Source organism: Tardiphaga alba, assembly GCF_018279705.1.
Lineage (GTDB): Bacteria > Pseudomonadota > Alphaproteobacteria > Rhizobiales > Xanthobacteraceae > Tardiphaga > Tardiphaga alba.
Map to the genome: position 1 here is coordinate 3,494,013 of NZ_CP036498.1, position 16,479 is coordinate 3,510,491.

The following is a 16,479-nucleotide window of genomic DNA, read 5'->3' on the forward strand; positions in this document are numbered from 1 at the left end:
CGCTGCGGTCAGTGCAGCAGTGCCGCGGCCTTCACGGCAGCGGTTGCGGCAGCATAATTCTTGACGACGAGATCAACCGAGGCCGCCGACATATCGAGGACGGGCTTCGGATAGACACCGAACAGAATGGTGAGAATGGCGAGCGGCACCAGCAGCAGGCCTTCGCGGACGGTCATGTCCTTCATGCCCATCAGCGACGGCTTGGTCATCTCGCCGAACACCACCTTGCGGTAGAGCCACAGCGCATAGGCCGCCGAGAGAATGACGCCGGCGCAGGCGACAGTCGCGGTCGGGATCGAGACCTTGAAAGTGCCGAGCAGCGTCAGGAATTCGCCGACGAAGCCCGAGGTGCCGGGCAGACCGACATTGGCCATGGTGAACACCATGAACAGCATCGCGTAGATCGGCATCCGGTTGACCAGACCGCCATAGGCCGCGATCTCGCGGGTGTGCATGCGATCATAGGCAACGCCGACGCAGAGGAACAGCGCGCCCGACACGATGCCGTGCGAGATCATCTGGAACACCGCACCGGCCACACCCTGCTGGGTACCGGCGAAGATGCCCATGGTGACATAGCCCATGTGCGCGACCGACGAGTAAGCGATCAGCTTCTTGATGTCTTCCTGCATCAGCGCGACGAGCGAGGTGTAGACGATCGCGATGGCCGAGAGCGTCCACACCATCGGCGCGAAATACAGCGATGCATCCGGGAACATCGGCAGCGAGAAGCGCAGGAAGCCGTAGCCGCCCATCTTCAGCATGATCGCAGCCAGCACGACCGAGCCTGCAGTCGGCGCTTCCACGTGGGCATCCGGCAGCCAGGTGTGCACCGGCCACATCGGCATCTTCACCGCAAACGAGGCGAAGAAAGCCAGCCATGCCCACATCTGCAGGTTACGCGGCATCGCGGTCTGCATCAGCGTCGGGATGTCGGTGGTCCCCGCCTGCCAGTACAGCGCCATGATGGCCAGCAGCATCAGCACCGAGCCAAGGAACGTGTAGAGGAAGAACTTGAAAGACGCATAGACGCGGCGCGGGCCGCCCCAGATGCCGATGATGAGGAACATCGGGATCAGGCCGCCTTCGAAGAACAAATAGAACAGCACGAGATCGAGCGCCGAGAAGGTGCCGATCATCAGCGTTTCCAGAACCAGGAACGCTATCATGTATTCCGGCACCCGCTTCGAGACCGACTTCCACGAGCACAGGATGCAGAACGGCATCAAGGCGGTGGTCAGGATCACGAACGGGAACGAAATGCCGTCAACGCCCATGTGGTAGTTGATGGTCGCTGCCAGCCAGGGCGCCTTTTCGACGAACTGGAAGCCGGCATTCGAACCGTCGTAGCGCGCCACCATGATCAGTGACACCGCGAAGGTGATGATCGTGGTCCAGAGCGCGATCCACTTGGCGTTACGATCGGCAGCCTCGTCGCGGCCGCGGGCCATCAGATAAACGAGGATGGCGCCGACGACCGGCAGGAAGGTGGTGACCGAGAGGATCGGCCAGGTCATGACAGAGCCGGACATTAGTGGCCCCCAGGCCGAAGATAAACCAGGTGATCAACCCGGCGACGCCGATCAGCATCGCGAAGGCATAGTGATAGAGGTAGCCGGTCTGCACCTTGACGACACCGCGGGTGACGTCGAGCACGCGGGCGGACACACCGTCAGGGCCGAAGCCGTCGATGACCATGCCGTCGCCCTTCTTCCACAGGAAGTGACCGATGCACTTCGCCGGACGGACGAAGATGAGGTCGTACAGCTCGTCGAAGTACCACTTGTTGAGCAGGAACTTGTAGAGCAGCGGATGCTGGTTCGCGAGTTCCACCGGCAGATACGGCTTGCGGATGTAGAACAGGTACGAAATCAGGAAGCCGACCACCATCATCACCGTCGGCAGATACGGCACCCAGCCAGGCAAGTGATGCATCGCGTCGAGGATGTGCGGGTTCATCTTCAGCGACTCCCGGAAGAACTCGCCGACGTGATGGCCAGCGAATGCTTCCTTGAACGGGAAGCCGGCAGCGAACGAACCGATACCGAGAATGGCCAGCGGGAACAGCATCCACATCGGCGGTTCATGCGCGTGATCATAATGCTTCTGATCATGCGGCTTGCCGTGGAATGTTTTGAACACCAGACGCCAGGAATAGAACGACGTCAGCAGTGCCGCGACCGTGGTCATCAGGAAGCCGTAGAAGGCGAACGGGTTGCTCGAGGCGTAGGCCGCTTCGATGATCGCGTCCTTCGAGAAGTAACCGGCAGTGAACGGGAAACCGGTCAGCGCCAGGGTACCGATGGTCATCATCGCATAGGTGAACGGGATCTTGTTCCACAGACCACCCATCTTCCGGATGTCCTGCTCGTGATGCATCGCATAGATCACCGAGCCCGAGCCAAGGAACAGCAGCGCCTTGAAGAAGGCGTGCGTGAACAGATGGAACATGGCGACCGAGTAGGCCCCCGTCCCCAGCGCCACGAACATGTAGCCGAGCTGCGAACAGGTCGAGTAAGCAACGATACGCTTGATGTCGTTCTGCACGAGACCGATGGTCGCCGCGAAGAAGGCCGTGGTGGCGCCGACCAAAAGGACGACGGCCTGGGCATTCGGCGCGAGTTCGAACAGCGGCGACATGCGCGCAACCATGAAGACGCCCGCGGTGACCATGGTGGCGGCGTGAATGAGCGCCGACACCGGGGTCGGGCCTTCCATCGCGTCCGGCAGCCAGGTGTGCAGCAGGAACTGCGCCGACTTGCCCATGGCGCCGACAAACAGCAGCAGGCAGATCAGGGTCAATGCATCGGCATGCCAACCGAAGAAATTGATGGTCTTGCCGGCCAGAGCGGGCGCACCAGCGAAGATGGCGTCGAAATCGGTCGTGCCCAGCAGCATGAAGATGCCGAAGATGCCAAGCAGGAAGCCGAAGTCGCCGACACGGTTGACCACGAAGGCCTTGATCGAGGCGGCATTCGCCGACGGCTTCTTGAACCAGAAACCGATCAGGAGATACGAGGCGAGACCGACGCCTTCCCAGCCGAAGAACAGCTGCAGCAGGTTATCCGCGGTCACCAGCATGAGCATCATGAAGGTGAAGAGCGACAGATAGCCCATGAAGCGCGGCCGGTTCGGATCGTCTTCCATATAGCCGAGCGAATAGATGTGAACGAGCGACGACACCGTGGTGACGACGACCAGCATCACGGCGGTCAGCGTATCGACGCGCAGCGTCCAGGACAGCTGCAGGTCGCCCGAATTGATCCAGCTCAGCAGCACGACGCGGGCATCGTGGTGATTGAAGGCGACATCGACGAAGGTGATCCAGGACAGCGCCGCCGATACCACCAGCAGGCCGGCGGTGATCAGCTCGGCCGCACGCGAACCGAACGCGGCGGGCTCTGCGACGTGGTGGTGATCGTCGTGGTCGTCATGGCCATGACCGTGATCGTCATGCGCATGCGACGCGTGAGCGTCGGCATGGCCGTGACCATGGTCGTCGTGACCATGCGCGTGGTCCATCTCGTCGCCGCTGGGGTTGCGCGCATGCGCCCCCATGAGGGCGATGGCGCCAGCGATCAGCGCACCGATCAGCGGCAGGAATACAAGAGCCTGGATCATAACTGGCTCAGCCCTTCATCAGATTGACGTCTTCAACCGCGATCGAACCGCGGTTGCGGAAATATACGACGAGCACGGCGAGACCGATCGCCGCCTCAGCAGCCGCGACGGTGAGCACCAGCAACGCAAACACCTGGCCGACGATGTCGCCGAGGAAGGTCGAGAACGCCACCATGTTGATGTTGACCGAGAGCAGGATGAGCTCGATCGACATCAGAATGACGATGATGTTCTTCCGGTTCAGGAAGATGCCAAGAATACCCAGCGTGAACAGGATCGCCGCGACGGCGAGATAGTGTCCGAGACCGATGGTCATTTGATCCAGCTCCCCGAATCCGAATCCTGCAGGCCCTGCCCGGCCGGCACCTTGCGCACATCCATGGCCATGGTCTTGGTGCGTGCGTTCTGGACGTTGATGTCCTGACGCTTGACGTAACCGCGATGGCGCAGCGTCAGCACGATGGCGCCGATCATAGCCACCAGCAGCACGAGGCCGGCAAGCTGGAAGTAATGGATGTAGGTCGTGTACAGCACGAGGCCGAGCGCCTCGGTGTTCGACACACCGCCCGGGATCGGCGCGGTGATCGCCTTGCCGGCATTCGGGTTCATCACCCAGCCACCTGCGACGAGCAGCAGTTCGGCCAGGAAGATCGCGCCGACCAACAGGCCGACCGGCAGATACTGGATGAAGCCTTCACGCAGCTGCGCGAAGTCGACGTCGAGCATCATGATCACGAACAGGAACAGCACCGCGACCGCGCCGACATAGACGACGATCAAGAGCATCGCCAGGAACTCGGCGCCCATCAGGATGAACAGGCCTGATGCGTTCACGAAAGCGAGGATCAGGAACAGCACGGAATGCACGGGATTGCGCGACGCGATCACCATGACCGCGCAGGCGACGCAAACGCCGGCAAACATATAAAAGAACAGTGCGGGAAACATTATGACTTCCCCTTACCGGTACGGTGCATCGAGCGCGAGCGACTTGGCGATCTCGCGTTCCCAGCGGTCGCCATTGGCGAGCAGCTTGGCCTTGTCATAGAAAAGCTCCTCGCGCGTCTCGGTGGCGAATTCGAAATTCGGCCCCTCGACGATGGCGTCGACCGGACAGGCTTCCTGGCACAGTCCGCAATAGATGCACTTCACCATATCGATGTCGTAGCGCACCGTGCGGCGGGTGCCGTCGTTGCGGCGCGGGCCGGCCTCGATGGTGATCGCCTGTGCCGGGCAGACCGCTTCGCAAAGCTTGCACGCGATGCAGCGCTCTTCGCCGTTGGGATAACGGCGCAGTGCGTGCTCACCGCGGAAGCGTGGCGAGATCGGGCCCTTCTCGAACGGATAGTTCAAGGTCGGCTTCGGCTTGAAGAAATACCGCATGGCGAGGACGAACGCTTGCGCGAACTCCGCCAGCAGAAGCGAGTGAGCTGTTGCCCTGATATTCATAGCGACCTCATTTCGGAGCCAGGCCCCCGAATTGCAGCACACCGGCGACGATGATCACGTAGGCCAGCGACAGCGGCAGAAACACCTTCCAGCCGAGACGCATCAGCTGGTCGTAGCGGTAGCGCGGCACGATTGCCTTCGCCATCGCGAACATGAAGAACATGAACATGACCTTGATGGCGAACCAGATCACGCCCGGCACCCAGGTGAAGGGCGCGAACGGGATCGGCGACAGCCAGCCACCGAGGAACATGATGGTGGCGAGCGCGCACATCGAGACGATGGCGACATATTCGCCGAGCATAAACAGCAGATACGGGGTCGAGCCGTATTCGGTCATGAAACCCGCGACCAGTTCCGATTCCGCTTCGACGAGATCGAAGGGCGGACGGTTGGTTTCGGCCAGCGCCGAAACGTAGAACACGATGAACATCGGGAACAGCGGGATGAAGTACCAGCCGAGGATGCCCCACTTCGAGTCCTGCGCCATCACGATGGCCGACAGGTTCAGCGAGCCTACGCAGAGCAGAACCGTGATGATCACGAAGCCGATGGAGACTTCGTAGGACACCATCTGCGCAGCTGCGCGAAGAGCGGACAGGAACGGGTACTTCGAATTCGACGCCCAACCCGCCATGATGATGCCGTAGATCGACAGCGACGAAATCGCGAAGATGTAGAGCACGCCGACATTGAGATCGGCGATCACCCAGCCGGCATTGAACGGGATCACGGCCCAGGCGGCGAGCGCCAGGATACAGGACACCAGCGGCGCCAGCAGGAACACGCCCTTGTTCGAGCCCGACGGAACCACCGGCTCCTTCAGCACGAATTTCAGCAAGTCCGCGAAGGATTGCAGCAGGCCGAACGGCCCGACCACGTTGGGGCCGCGGCGGATCTGCACGGCGGCCCAGATCTTGCGGTCAGCCAGCAGGATGTAGGCGATTGCCACCAGCAGCAATACGAGCACGAGAAGGCTCTGCGCGATCATGATGATCAGCGGCCAGAGAGTGCTAGTCCAGAGTTCAGCCATCGTCTTACTCCGCCGCCGTCAGCAACTGGCCCGAGGCCAGGCGGGAGCATTCCGCCATGACGGCTGACGCACGCGCGATCGGGTTGGTGAGGTAGAAATCCTCGACCGGGCTCTTGAACGGCGCCTTATCGACGGTGCCGCCCTTCCCTGCGAGGGTCTTGATGCCGGCGGCATCGCCGGCTTCGATCTGGTCGAGACGCATCAGATGCGGCGCCTGCTTGAAGATCGCCTGACGCAGCTGCGCCAGCGAGTCGAAAGGCAGCTTCTTGCCGAGCACGTCGGACAGCGCGCGGATGATCGCCCAGTCCTCACGGGCATCGCCCGGCGGGAACGAGGCGCGCTCCGCCATCTGCACGCGGCCTTCGGTGTTCACGAACAGCCCGGACTTCTCGGTATAGGCCGCGCCCGGCAAGATCACGTCGGCGCGGTGAGCGCCGCGGTCGCCATGAGTGCCGATGTAAACGACGAAAGCGCCCGGAGCGATTTCGACATCATCGGCGCCGAGCGAGAACAGGACGTCAGCGCCTTCAGCTATGTTGCCGCCAGCAAAACCGATATCCAGCGCACCGACGGTGGACGCCGCCGAATGCAGCACCGCAAAGCCGTTCCAGCCGTCCTTGATGGCGCCGATGTCGGAAGCGAGCTTGGCGGCCTGCGCCAGCACGGCAGCGCCGTCCGCACGCGAGGTCGCGCCTGCGCCGACCAGCACGATCGGATTCTTGGCGTTCTTGAGAACATCAGCAAACGAGTGCTTGCCACTGATCACATCGGTCAGCGTATCGGTGCCGGCGCCGAGATGCTCGTAGCGATAGGTCAGATCGGCCTTCTCGCCGATCAGGCCGATCTTGAGGTTACCGCCGCGCCAGGCTTTGCGGATGCGGGCGTTGAGCACGGCCGCTTCCTTGCGTGGATTGGCGCCGACGATCAGCAGCGCATCCGCCTGCTCGATGCCCGCGATGGTCGGGTTGAAGATGTAGGACGCACGGCCCGCGCCCACGTCGAATGCGGCAGTGCTGGTCGTCGCGACATTGCTGGAGCCCATGGAGGCCAGCAGCGCCTTGATGGCGAACATCTCTTCGACCGCAGCAAGATCGCCGGCGATAGCACCGACCTTGTTGCCGGCCGCCGACACCTTGGCAGCGATGGCGCCGAAAGCTTCGGTCCAGGTCGCGGCGCGCAGCTTGCCGTTGTCGCGAATATACGGACGATCAAGGCGCTGGGTGCGCAGGCCGTCAACGACGTGACGGGTCTTGTCCGAAATCCACTCCTCGTTCACCGCCTCATTGACGCGCGGCAGGATGCGCATCACTTCGCGGCCACGGGTATCGACGCGGATGGCCGAACCGACCGCATCCATCACGTCGATGGATTGGGTCTTGCCGAGCTCCCACGGACGGGCCGCGAATGCATAGGGCTTCGAGGTCAGCGCACCGACCGGGCAGATATCGACGAGATTGCCCTGCAGTTCCGAGGTCAGCGCGGTTTCGAGGAAGGAGGTGATCTCCATGTCCTCGCCGCGACCGATGGCGCCCATTTCCGGCGCGCCGGCGACTTCCGCAGCGAAGCGGACGCAGCGCGTGCACTGGATGCAGCGGGTCATCGAGGTCTTCACGAGGGCGCCGAGATACTTGTCCTCGACGGCGCGCTTGTTCTCGGCGAAGCGGCTGGTGTCGACACCATAGCCCATCGCCTGGTCCTGCAGATCGCACTCACCGCCCTGATCGCAGATCGGGCAATCCAGCGGGTGGTTGATGAGCAGAAACTCCATCACGCCTTCGCGGGCCTTCTTGACCATCGGCGAACGCGTGGAGATTTCCGGCGGCTCGCCATTCGGGCCCGGACGGCAATCGCGCACGCCCCAGGCGCAGCTCGCGACCGGCTTCGGTCCGCCCTTCACCTCGACCAGACACATGCGGCAGTTGCCGGCGATCGAGAGGCGTTCGTGATAGCAGAAGCGCGGAATTTCGGCGCCAGCGGCTTCGCACGCCTGCAACAGCGTGTATTCCGCGGGGACATCGATCTCTTTGCCGTCGACGATCAGTTTAGTCATTGTCGTTGCCCTACTCCGCCGCGACCAGATGCGCGGGATCGAGGATGCCCTGATCGTCGAGCGAAGCCTTGCGGCTGAACTCTTCGATGCGGCGTTCGATCTCCGGGCGGAAGGCGCGGATCAGGCCCTGCACCGGCCACGCGGCGGCATCGCCGAGTGCGCAGATGGTGTGGCCTTCAACCTGTTTCGTCACTTCGAGCAGCATGTCGATTTCGCGCTTGTGGGCGCGGCCCTCGACCATGCGGGTCAGCACGCGCCACATCCAGCCGGTGCCTTCGCGGCACGGCGTGCACTGGCCGCAGCTCTCATGCTTGAAGAAGTAGCTGATGCGGGCAATCGCGGCGACCACGTCGGTGGACTTGTCCATGACAATGACGCCGGCGGTGCCGAACGAGGATTTCACGGCACGGGTGCCGTCGAAATCCATGATGAGTTCTTCGCAATCCGCAGCCGGGATCATCGGGCACGATGCGCCGCCCGGGATGATCGCAAGCAGATTGTCCCAGCCGCCGCGAATGCCGCCGCCATGCTTCTCGATCAGCTCGCGGAACGGGATGCTCATGGCGTCTTCGACGACGCAGGGCGTGTTGACGTGACCGGAGATGCCGTAAAGCTTGGTGCCGACATTGTTCGGACGGCCGATGCCGGCGAACCACGACGCGCCACGACGCAGGATGTCCGGCGCAACCGCGATGGACTCTACATTGTTCACGGTGGTCGGGCAGCCATAGAGACCGACATTGGCCGGGAATGGCGGCTTCAGCCGCGGCTGGCCCTTCTTGCCTTCGAGGCTTTCGAGCAGCGCGGTTTCTTCACCGCAGATATAGGCGCCGGCGCCGTGGGCGACATAGAGGTCGAACGGCCAGCCATGGATGTTGTTCTTGCCGATCAGATTGGCGTCATAGGCCTGATCGATCGCGGCCTGCAGGCGCTCGCGCTCACGGATGAATTCGCCGCGCACATAGATGTAGCAGGCATTGGCGCCCATCGCGAAAGACGCGATCAGGCAGCCCTCGACCAGCGTATGCGGGTCGTGGCGCATGATCTCGCGGTCTTTACAGGTGCCGGGCTCGGACTCGTCGGCATTCACGACGAGATAGCTCGGACGACCGTCCTTGCTCTCCTTCGGCATGAAGGACCACTTCATGCCGGTCGGGAAGCCGGCGCCGCCGCGGCCGCGCAGGCCCGACGCCTTCATCTCGTTGATGATCCAGTCGCGGCCCTTGTCGATGATGGTCTTGGTACCATCCCAACCGCCACGGCGGCGTGCGCCATCGAGACCCCAGTCTTCGAGGCCGTACAGATTGCGGAAGATGCGATCCTTGTCGTCGAGCATGGCTTCCTCGATCAGCGATTGGTTTGCTTGAAGGCGATCACCGCGGCGCCAAGGCCGAAGGCCATCGCCCAGATCAAGCTCGATTCAAACGTGGACTGCAGGACGAAGCGCTGCAGAACGAACATGAATGTCGCCGCAGCTGCGGTATGCAGCAACATGTACAGCCACTTGTTCATGGCATCGTCCCCCGACTTCAATGCAATGGCTTTTGCGCGCGCCCGCTTCATTTGCCCGGATCCTTCGGAGCGCCGCCCTTCGGCGGATTGTCCTTGGTCGCATCAGCAGCCGGAGCCTTCGGCGCCGGACGTTCCTGCGCATTGGCGGCTTCTGTCTGCTTCTTCGGCTCGGCATCGGCGAGCGCCGGCTCCTTCGGCGGAGCATCGAACTGTTTTGTGTAGTTCGCAGACGTATCCTTCAGCACGCGCGCACCACCTTCCGGTGCTGCATGCTGACGGTCGATCTGCGGACCCGGCTTCGGCGGCGTTCCCGCAGCAAAACCGTCGATCAGCTTGTTCATGCTGTCCTTGGTCAGGTCCTCATAGGTATCGGACCAGATCATCACCATCGGTGCATTCACACAGGCGCCGAGGCACTCGACCTCTTCCCACGAGAAATCGCCGTCTGCCGACACATGGTGGGGATCGTGATGGATGCGATGCTGGCAGACATCGATGAGATCGCCGGCGCCGCGCAGCATGCACGGCGTGGTGCCGCACACCTGAATGTGAGCTTTCTTGCCGACCGGCTGCAGCTGGAACATCGTGTAGAAGGTCGCGACCTCCATCACGCGGATATAGGGCATCTCCAGCATGTCAGCGACGTAACGGATGGCCGCTTCCGATACCCAGCCGGCATGCTGTTCCTGCGCGCGCCACAGGATCGAGATCACCGCGGAAGCCTGACGGCCCGGCGGAAACTTCTCGATCTGCTTCTTCGCCCACGCCAGGTTCTCGGGCGTGAAGTCGAACGATGCGGGCTGCTGTTCTTTCGGGGCCAGACGGCGGACAGACATGGTGGTTACTCTCAGTGAGCGCGGCGGGCCGCGCTCGCATTCAGGCTGTTGAAGCGATCGAGCCAGAACGCACTGGAGGTGCCGAACACATTGTAGCCAACGTGGGTGGACACCTTGATGCGATCGAGAATCGACAACTCGGTCACGGTTTCGAAGCGGTTGGTTGAGGGATCATGCACGATCAGCGACAGCGGTGTTTGATCCAGAATGTAGCGCGAGACCGTATGGGCGGGGTCATTGCCGTGCTCTTCGCACATGATGACCGAGTCGCCCTGCAGCAAACGCGTGCCGCCCTTGATGGCCTCGATCTCGACGCCTTCGACGTCGAGCTTGATGAGATATTTTCCGCTCATGGACAGCTTGCCGTCGTCGAGCAGGTTGTCGAGTGCGATGACCGGCACTTCCTCGCCGGCGCTCTGGTCGCCCGCGATGCTGAAGGCCTCATGCTTGGTGCCCGACAGGCGCGCGGTGCCGCGCACGGAGCCGATCGCGCATTTGATGACCTCGAAACGATCGCGATTGATTTTGGCGTTGTTGGCCAGCTTCGGAAAATTCTCGCCCGAAGGCTCGATGGCAATCGCCTTGTGCGAGCCGAACGGCGCGCTCGAGACCAGCACCGACCAGTAGCCGTAATTCGCACCGCAATCGAGCAGCGTGTAATCGACATCGACCGAGTTCTTGAACAGCAGTTCAAGCTCGTCTTCGTAAGAAAAGCTGCGGTCGAGCAGTTTGCTCCAGTAACCGTCACCGAACGGGAATGCGAACAGCGCATCCGCATTCAGCTTCACCACCAGATTGCGCGCCGGCAGCACCGTCGCGCGCATCAGATTGGCGCACATATTGTAGCCGCGATGCGAGAACGACGCCGACAGTCTTGCCCCCAAGGCCAGCACGCACGCCATCGTGCGCTCCCAGAGGTTTACCCCCTGGAGCGCGCCCGATGCGCGGTCAAACTGGATGGGAGACGTCAGTGTCACCGATCGACCTCACCGAACACGATATCGATGGAGCCCAGGATCGCCGAGACGTCGGCCAGCTGGTGGCCGCGGCACAGGAAGTCCATCGCCTGCAGATGTGCAAAGCCCGGCGCGCGGATCTTGCACTTGTATGGCTTGTTGCTGCCGTCCGAAACAAGATACACGCCGAACTCGCCCTTCGGCGCTTCCACGGCGGCATAGACCTCGCCCTCAGGCACGTGAACGCCTTCGGTGTAGAGCTTGAAGTGATGGATCAGCGCTTCCATCGAGCGCTTCATCTCGGCACGACGCGGCGGCGAAATCTTGTGGTCATCGACGACCACAGGTCCCTGCCCGTCAGCTGCGCGCATCTTGGCGATGCACTGCTTCATGATCTTGGTTGACTGACGCATCTCTTCGACGCGGATACAGTAACGATCGTAGCAGTCGCCGTTCTTGCCGATTGGAATGTCGAATTCCATCTCGTCATAGCACTCGTAGGGCTGCGCCTTGCGCAGATCCCACGACGCGCCTGAACCGCGCACCATGACGCCCGAAAAGCCCCACTTCCAGGCGTCTTCCAGCTTCACGACACCGATATCGACATTGCGCTGTTTGAAAATGCGGTTGTTGGTGAGCAGCGTCTCGAGATCGTCGAGTACCTGCGGGAACGCATCGCACCAGGCGTCGATGTCGTTAATCAGCGCGGGCGGCAGGTCCTGATGGACACCGCCGACACGGAAGAATGCGGCGTGCATGCGCGAGCCCGAGGCGCGCTCATAGAACACCATCAGCTTTTCGCGCTCTTCAAAGCCCCACAGCGGCGGGGTGAGCGCGCCGACGTCCATCGCCTGCGTGGTGACGTTGAGCAGATGCGACAGGATGCGGCCGATTTCCGAATAAAGCACGCGGATCAGCTGGCCGCGACGCGGCACGGTGATGCCGAGCAGCTTTTCAGCGGCGAGACAGAAGGCATGCTCCTGATTCATCGGCGCGACGTAATCGAGGCGATCGAAATACGGGATCGCCTGCATGTAGGTCTTCTGCTCGATCAGCTTCTCGGTGCCGCGATGAAGCAGGCCGATATGCGGATCGACGCGCTCGACGACTTCGCCGTCGAGCTCCAGAACCAGACGGAGCACACCGTGCGCGGCCGGATGCTGCGGGCCAAAGTTGATCGTAAAATTACGGACGCCGGGTTGATCGTTCATCACTTAACCCCTGCCTTCTCGTCACCGGGCAGCGTCGGATAGTCGGCGCCTTCCCATGGCGACAGGAAGTCGAACTTGCGGAATTCCTGGTTGAGCCGAACCGGCTCATAGATCACGCGCTTCTCCTGATCGTCGTAGCGAACCTCTACGAAACCGGTGAGCGGGAAATCCTTGCGCAGCGGATGGCCGTCAAAGCCGTAATCCGTCAGCAAACGGCGCATGTCGGGATGGCCGACGAAGATCACGCCATAGAGGTCGTAGGCTTCGCGCTCGAACCAGTCGGCGCCCGGAAACACGTCGATGATCGACGGCACCTGGGTGGTCTCGGACGCCATCGCCTTGACGCGGATGCGCGTATTCAGGAACGGCGACATCAGGTGATAGACGACGTCGAAACGCTTCTCGCGGCCGGGATAGTCGACTGCGGTCGCATCGGTGAAATTGACGAAACGGCAGCCGGGATCATCACGCAGGAAGCGCATGACCTCGACGATCTTCGACGTTTCCGCAACGATCGTCAGCTGGCCGAAAGCAACCGAATGCGCGAGAGCGGCACCGGGAAGAGCGCCGACAATCGTCTGACCCAGTGTGTCGAGCCTCACATCGTCCATGACATAGCCTTAAAGGTTCGCAGTCTTAGCGTTCGCAAGCTTACCGTTCGATCGTTCCGATGCGCCGGATCTTCTTCTGCAGCAGCAGCACGCCGTAAAGCAGCGCTTCGGCAGTGGGCGGGCAGCCCGGCACATAGATGTCGATCGGCACGATGCGGTCGCAGCCGCGCACCACTGAATAGGAATAGTGGTAGTAGCCACCGCCATTGGCGCATGATCCCATCGAGATCACATAGCGAGGCTCCGGCATTTGGTCATAGACCTTGCGCAGCGCCGGCGCCATCTTGTTGGTAAGCGTGCCAGCGACGATCATCACGTCGGACTGGCGCGGCGACGCGCGCGGCGCGAAGCCGAAGCGCTCGACGTCGTAACGCGGCATCGACACCTGCATCATCTCGACCGCACAGCAGGCAAGACCGAAGGTCATCCACATCAGCGAACCGGTGCGCGCCCAGGTGATCAGATCGTCAGCCGCAGCGACGAAGAATCCCTTGTCCGACAGCTCGGCATTGACTTCGAGGAAATACGGATCGTTCGCGCCGACCGGCTTGCCGGTAGACGGATCGAGAATGCCGCGCGGCGCCTGAGCGATCGCGGGAGCAGTTGCGGGGCTCAATCCCATTCGAGCGCGCCTTTCTTCCATTCATAGGCGAAGCCGACGGTGAGCACGCCGAGAAACACGATCATCGACCAGAAGCCGGCAATGCCTACCTTGCCGAAGGCCACTGCCCACGGAAACAGGAAGGCGACTTCAAGGTCGAAAATGATGAAGAGGATCGCCACCAGATAGAAGCGCACATCGAACTTCATGCGGGCATCGTCAAAAGCGTTGAATCCGCATTCATATGCGGACAGCTTTTCCGGATCCGGGTTCTGATAAGCGACAAGGAATGGCGCGATCAGCAACGCCAACCCGATGACGGAAGCGATGCCGATGAAGACCACAAGAGGAAGATAATTCTGCAAGATGCCGTTCATCGGCGATCCCTAACCCCATGGCCTGGAAACTGCCACAGATTCGAACATTGGAATGGTTCTGAGCCTTAGCGCAGCGCAACAAGCCATGCAACACCGGGGATGTTGACAGTTTTCAGCCCCTGCCATGCGCGATACGCCTTCAAGCTAGGCAACTAGCTCTGCCGCCAACACCGCGCCTCCAGCCCTCGCATGCCAAACTTGCGACAGGGTTTCCCGGAGGTTGAAATTGCGGCGCGCTATGGCTGCGAGCATCTGCATCGGGGGAGCCAGCCAAACCGTTATAGCCTCAACCGGCAACGTATGGGTGTACCGCCCGATTTCACAGGGTTTTCAGCCGCGGGCAAGTGCGGTGTTGCTGCAATGCGCCATCGAAAAAATCATTCTCCTGCCGAACCAAATCTCAGGAAATCCGTATCCTGAGAGCCAGCGCTCTGCTGGCCTTTTCAATGACAAGAGGTTCCCATGACGAAATTCTTGATCACGGCCGCAGCGCTCTCTGTTTTCGCCCTCACCCCGGCATCGGCCAAGCCAATGATGGGCTGCAGCGGCGATGGCATGATGAAGGTGAACAACATGTCCACCGCCATGGCCGACGGCCAGCAGAAGATGATGATGGATCGCGAGATCGGCATGGCCAATGTGGCGATGTCGAAAGGCGATATGCGCGGCTGCAACAAGCATCTCATGAACGCTCAGAAGATGGGCATGATGAAGCCGAAGAACGACACCGGCATGATGGGCACCGGCATGATGCTGCCGATGATGCCCATGGCCGGCGGCGACTCGAAGAAGATGTAAGGACGAGCTGGACGGGCTGCGCCGGCTTTTTGCCTGGTGCAGCCTCCACACAGGTCGATGGTCACGTCAAACCATCCAGTCCCTGCCAGCTTGCGGGACAGCGGCAATCGCGCGGCACAATATGGTGGCGCCCCTATCCGCGCGCGCCCCGCTTGACGATTAACTTGATCATTTCGCGCTGCGTCAGCCGCAACCTTTCGCAGGCGTCGGTGCAATCGAGGCCGGCATTGGTCAGTAAGCGGATATCCGACTGCATTCCCCGCATGCGCACCCGCAATCGGGCGATTCGAAAATTCAGCTTGGCGAGATCGGTCATATCCGATATAGAACAAAACAAGAACTAAATCGCAAGACCTTCTTAAGCCGAATCTGACCGGAGGCTTCCGTGACCCAAGCTCTGATGACCCAGGCTTTTATGCCCCTGCCATCGCCGCGCCGGCGATTGCCGTCCCTTTCGACGCCGAGGCGCTGCTTGACCGGCTGTCCGGCCCGATGACGCGCAGCCAGGCACTGACCTTAAAGTCGCTGGCGATTGAAGCCTATCAGCCCGGACAGTTCGAAAAGGACCTGACGCGGGCCGAGGCTGCACGGCGTATCCAGATGCTGCGCGACGAGATCGCGCTTGCGGATTCGTTCTGAGGCCGCACGGCTTGATGTGAACGGAACAATGCGGACACGCATAAATGCCGTCGCGTTGCTGGTCGGTCTAATCGGATGTGCTTGTGAGGATTTTGCATCGTCTCGCCATTCCGGATGGAATGGCGCGAGAGACGGGACTCGAACCCGCGGCCTCCGCCGTGACAGGGCGGCGCTCTAACCAACTGAGCTACTCCCGCGTGGACGTGGACTGTGTCCCGCAGTGAGGCTGGACATAAAGGGACGTCATGATGAAGTCAAGGACGTTGGCACGACCTTTTTGAAACCTATCCCCACCCGCTTGCGGTTCGGCCGTTTCAAGGCAGCGAATGCAAATAACCCCATATTTTACTGGCAAATCGGCGTAGTCGGCTTCGCGCCGAATCGTCTAAGCCCTGCGATGTCCCAGGTTTTTGTGACGGTTATTAACGGAAAGGCCAGTTGCCATGGCGAATACCCCTGACACTCCCGCGAAGGCGCCCGCGCCCGCGACCATCACCCTCAAGCATCTGGCGGCAGCGCTGGCCGAAAGCCATGAACTGTCGAAGAAGAAGGCCGAAGAGATTCTCACCGACATGGTCGGCAAGATGACCGAGCACCTGAAGAACGGCGAGCGCATCCGCATCGTCGGCCTCGGCATCCTGCAGGTCCGCACCCGCGCCGCCCGCGTCGGCCGCAACCCAGCCACCGGCGAAGAAATCCAGATCAAGGCCAGCAAGAAGGTCGCCTTCCGCCCCGCCAAGGAGCTGAAGGACGCGGTCTGATCCGCGGCTTCCAAACGCGCGCTT

At 61.5% G+C, this 16,479-nt stretch carries 19 protein-coding genes and 1 tRNA gene; 3 read left to right on the forward strand and 17 right to left on the reverse strand.

Annotation, left to right across the window (positions count from 1 at the left end):
- Positions 1–8: 8 nt before the first annotated feature.
- The 15 genes from RPMA_RS16440 to RPMA_RS16510 are packed head-to-tail and all read right to left on the reverse strand — an operon-like array spanning position 9 to position 14,257.
- Positions 9–1,532, reverse strand: a complete 1,524-nt coding sequence (locus tag RPMA_RS16440; protein WP_211908797.1) for an NADH-quinone oxidoreductase subunit M — start codon at positions 1,530–1,532, stop codon at positions 9–11.
- Positions 1,417–3,621, reverse strand: a complete 2,205-nt coding sequence (gene nuoL / locus RPMA_RS16445) for an NADH-quinone oxidoreductase subunit L (RefSeq protein WP_211908798.1) — start codon at positions 3,619–3,621, stop codon at positions 1,417–1,419. Before nuoL ends, RPMA_RS16440 begins: the two co-directional genes overlap by 116 nt.
- 7 nt (positions 3,622–3,628) lie before the next feature.
- Positions 3,629–3,937 carry an NADH-quinone oxidoreductase subunit NuoK gene (gene nuoK, locus RPMA_RS16450; protein ID WP_211908799.1) on the reverse strand — a complete coding sequence of 103 codons (309 nt, stop codon included), beginning with the start codon at positions 3,935–3,937 and terminating at the stop codon, positions 3,629–3,631.
- Positions 3,934–4,572 carry an NADH-quinone oxidoreductase subunit J gene (locus RPMA_RS16455; protein WP_211913697.1) on the reverse strand — a complete coding sequence of 213 codons (639 nt, stop codon included), beginning with the start codon at positions 4,570–4,572 and terminating at the stop codon, positions 3,934–3,936. Before RPMA_RS16455 ends, nuoK begins: the two co-directional genes overlap by 4 nt.
- Before the next feature lie 9 nt (positions 4,573–4,581).
- Positions 4,582–5,070: an NADH-quinone oxidoreductase subunit NuoI gene (gene nuoI / locus RPMA_RS16460; RefSeq protein ID WP_211908800.1), complete on the reverse strand. Its 489-nt coding sequence runs from the start codon at positions 5,068–5,070 to the stop codon at positions 4,582–4,584.
- A 7-nt stretch (positions 5,071–5,077) separates the two neighbouring features.
- Positions 5,078–6,103, reverse strand: coding sequence for an NADH-quinone oxidoreductase subunit NuoH (gene nuoH / locus RPMA_RS16465; RefSeq protein ID WP_211908801.1), 1,026 nt, complete (start codon positions 6,101–6,103; stop codon positions 5,078–5,080).
- A gap of 4 nt (positions 6,104–6,107) precedes the next feature.
- The gene (nuoG, locus tag RPMA_RS16470; protein ID WP_211908802.1) at positions 6,108–8,153 is read right to left on the reverse strand and encodes an NADH-quinone oxidoreductase subunit NuoG; all 2,046 of its coding nucleotides are present in this window, start codon (positions 8,151–8,153) and stop codon (positions 6,108–6,110) included.
- A gap of 10 nt (positions 8,154–8,163) precedes the next feature.
- A complete protein-coding gene (nuoF, locus tag RPMA_RS16475; RefSeq protein WP_211908803.1) occupies positions 8,164–9,489 on the reverse strand; it encodes an NADH-quinone oxidoreductase subunit NuoF in 1,326 nt (441 codons plus the stop codon).
- 11 nt (positions 9,490–9,500) lie between these two features.
- The gene (locus RPMA_RS16480; RefSeq protein WP_328516522.1) at positions 9,501–9,665 is read right to left on the reverse strand and encodes a hypothetical protein; all 165 of its coding nucleotides are present in this window, start codon (positions 9,663–9,665) and stop codon (positions 9,501–9,503) included.
- Between the two features lie 47 nt (positions 9,666–9,712).
- Positions 9,713–10,501 (reverse strand): NADH-quinone oxidoreductase subunit NuoE, encoded by a 789-nt coding sequence (gene nuoE, locus RPMA_RS16485; protein WP_211908805.1) that lies wholly within the window; start codon positions 10,499–10,501, stop codon positions 9,713–9,715.
- A gap of 11 nt (positions 10,502–10,512) precedes the next feature.
- Positions 10,513–11,472, reverse strand: coding sequence for an FkbM family methyltransferase (locus RPMA_RS16490; RefSeq protein ID WP_408056553.1), 960 nt, complete (start codon positions 11,470–11,472; stop codon positions 10,513–10,515).
- A 2-nt stretch (positions 11,473–11,474) separates the two neighbouring features.
- Complete coding sequence (locus RPMA_RS16495) at positions 11,475–12,668, reverse strand: NADH-quinone oxidoreductase subunit D (protein ID WP_211908807.1); 1,194 nt, start codon at positions 12,666–12,668, stop codon at positions 11,475–11,477.
- A complete protein-coding gene (locus RPMA_RS16500) occupies positions 12,668–13,279 on the reverse strand; it encodes an NADH-quinone oxidoreductase subunit C (RefSeq protein WP_211908808.1) in 612 nt (203 codons plus the stop codon). The genes RPMA_RS16495 and RPMA_RS16500 overlap by 1 nt, the downstream gene beginning before the upstream one ends.
- Positions 13,280–13,319: 40 nt before the next feature.
- On the reverse strand, positions 13,320–13,901 hold the full coding sequence (locus RPMA_RS16505) for a NuoB/complex I 20 kDa subunit family protein (RefSeq protein WP_211908809.1): 582 nt from the start codon (positions 13,899–13,901) through the stop codon (positions 13,320–13,322).
- Positions 13,892–14,257: an NADH-quinone oxidoreductase subunit A gene (locus tag RPMA_RS16510; RefSeq protein WP_211908810.1), complete on the reverse strand. Its 366-nt coding sequence runs from the start codon at positions 14,255–14,257 to the stop codon at positions 13,892–13,894. The genes RPMA_RS16505 and RPMA_RS16510 overlap by 10 nt, the downstream gene beginning before the upstream one ends.
- A gap of 462 nt (positions 14,258–14,719) precedes the next feature.
- Here RPMA_RS16510 and RPMA_RS16515 point away from each other — a divergent pair, with 462 nt between their 5' ends.
- Entirely contained in the window at positions 14,720–15,055 is a 336-nt protein-coding gene (locus RPMA_RS16515) for a hypothetical protein (RefSeq protein WP_211908811.1), read from the forward strand.
- Positions 15,056–15,188: 133 nt separating this feature from the next.
- Here the strand turns inward: RPMA_RS16515 and RPMA_RS16520 are convergent, their stop codons facing one another.
- Positions 15,189–15,371, reverse strand: a complete 183-nt coding sequence (locus RPMA_RS16520) for a hypothetical protein (RefSeq protein ID WP_211908812.1) — start codon at positions 15,369–15,371, stop codon at positions 15,189–15,191.
- 176 nt (positions 15,372–15,547) lie between these two features.
- On the opposite strand from RPMA_RS16520, the gene RPMA_RS16525 reads away from it, so the two are divergent.
- Positions 15,548–15,694 (forward strand): DUF3072 domain-containing protein, encoded by a 147-nt coding sequence (locus tag RPMA_RS16525; protein WP_211908813.1) that lies wholly within the window; start codon positions 15,548–15,550, stop codon positions 15,692–15,694.
- Positions 15,695–15,814: 120 nt separating this feature from the next.
- On the opposite strand, the gene RPMA_RS16530 is transcribed toward RPMA_RS16525, so the two are convergent.
- Positions 15,815–15,891 (reverse strand) — tRNA-Asp (locus RPMA_RS16530).
- A gap of 246 nt (positions 15,892–16,137) precedes the next feature.
- Here RPMA_RS16530 and RPMA_RS16535 point away from each other — a divergent pair.
- A complete protein-coding gene (locus RPMA_RS16535; RefSeq protein WP_211908814.1) occupies positions 16,138–16,455 on the forward strand; it encodes an HU family DNA-binding protein in 318 nt (105 codons plus the stop codon).
- Positions 16,456–16,479 lie beyond the last annotated feature (24 nt).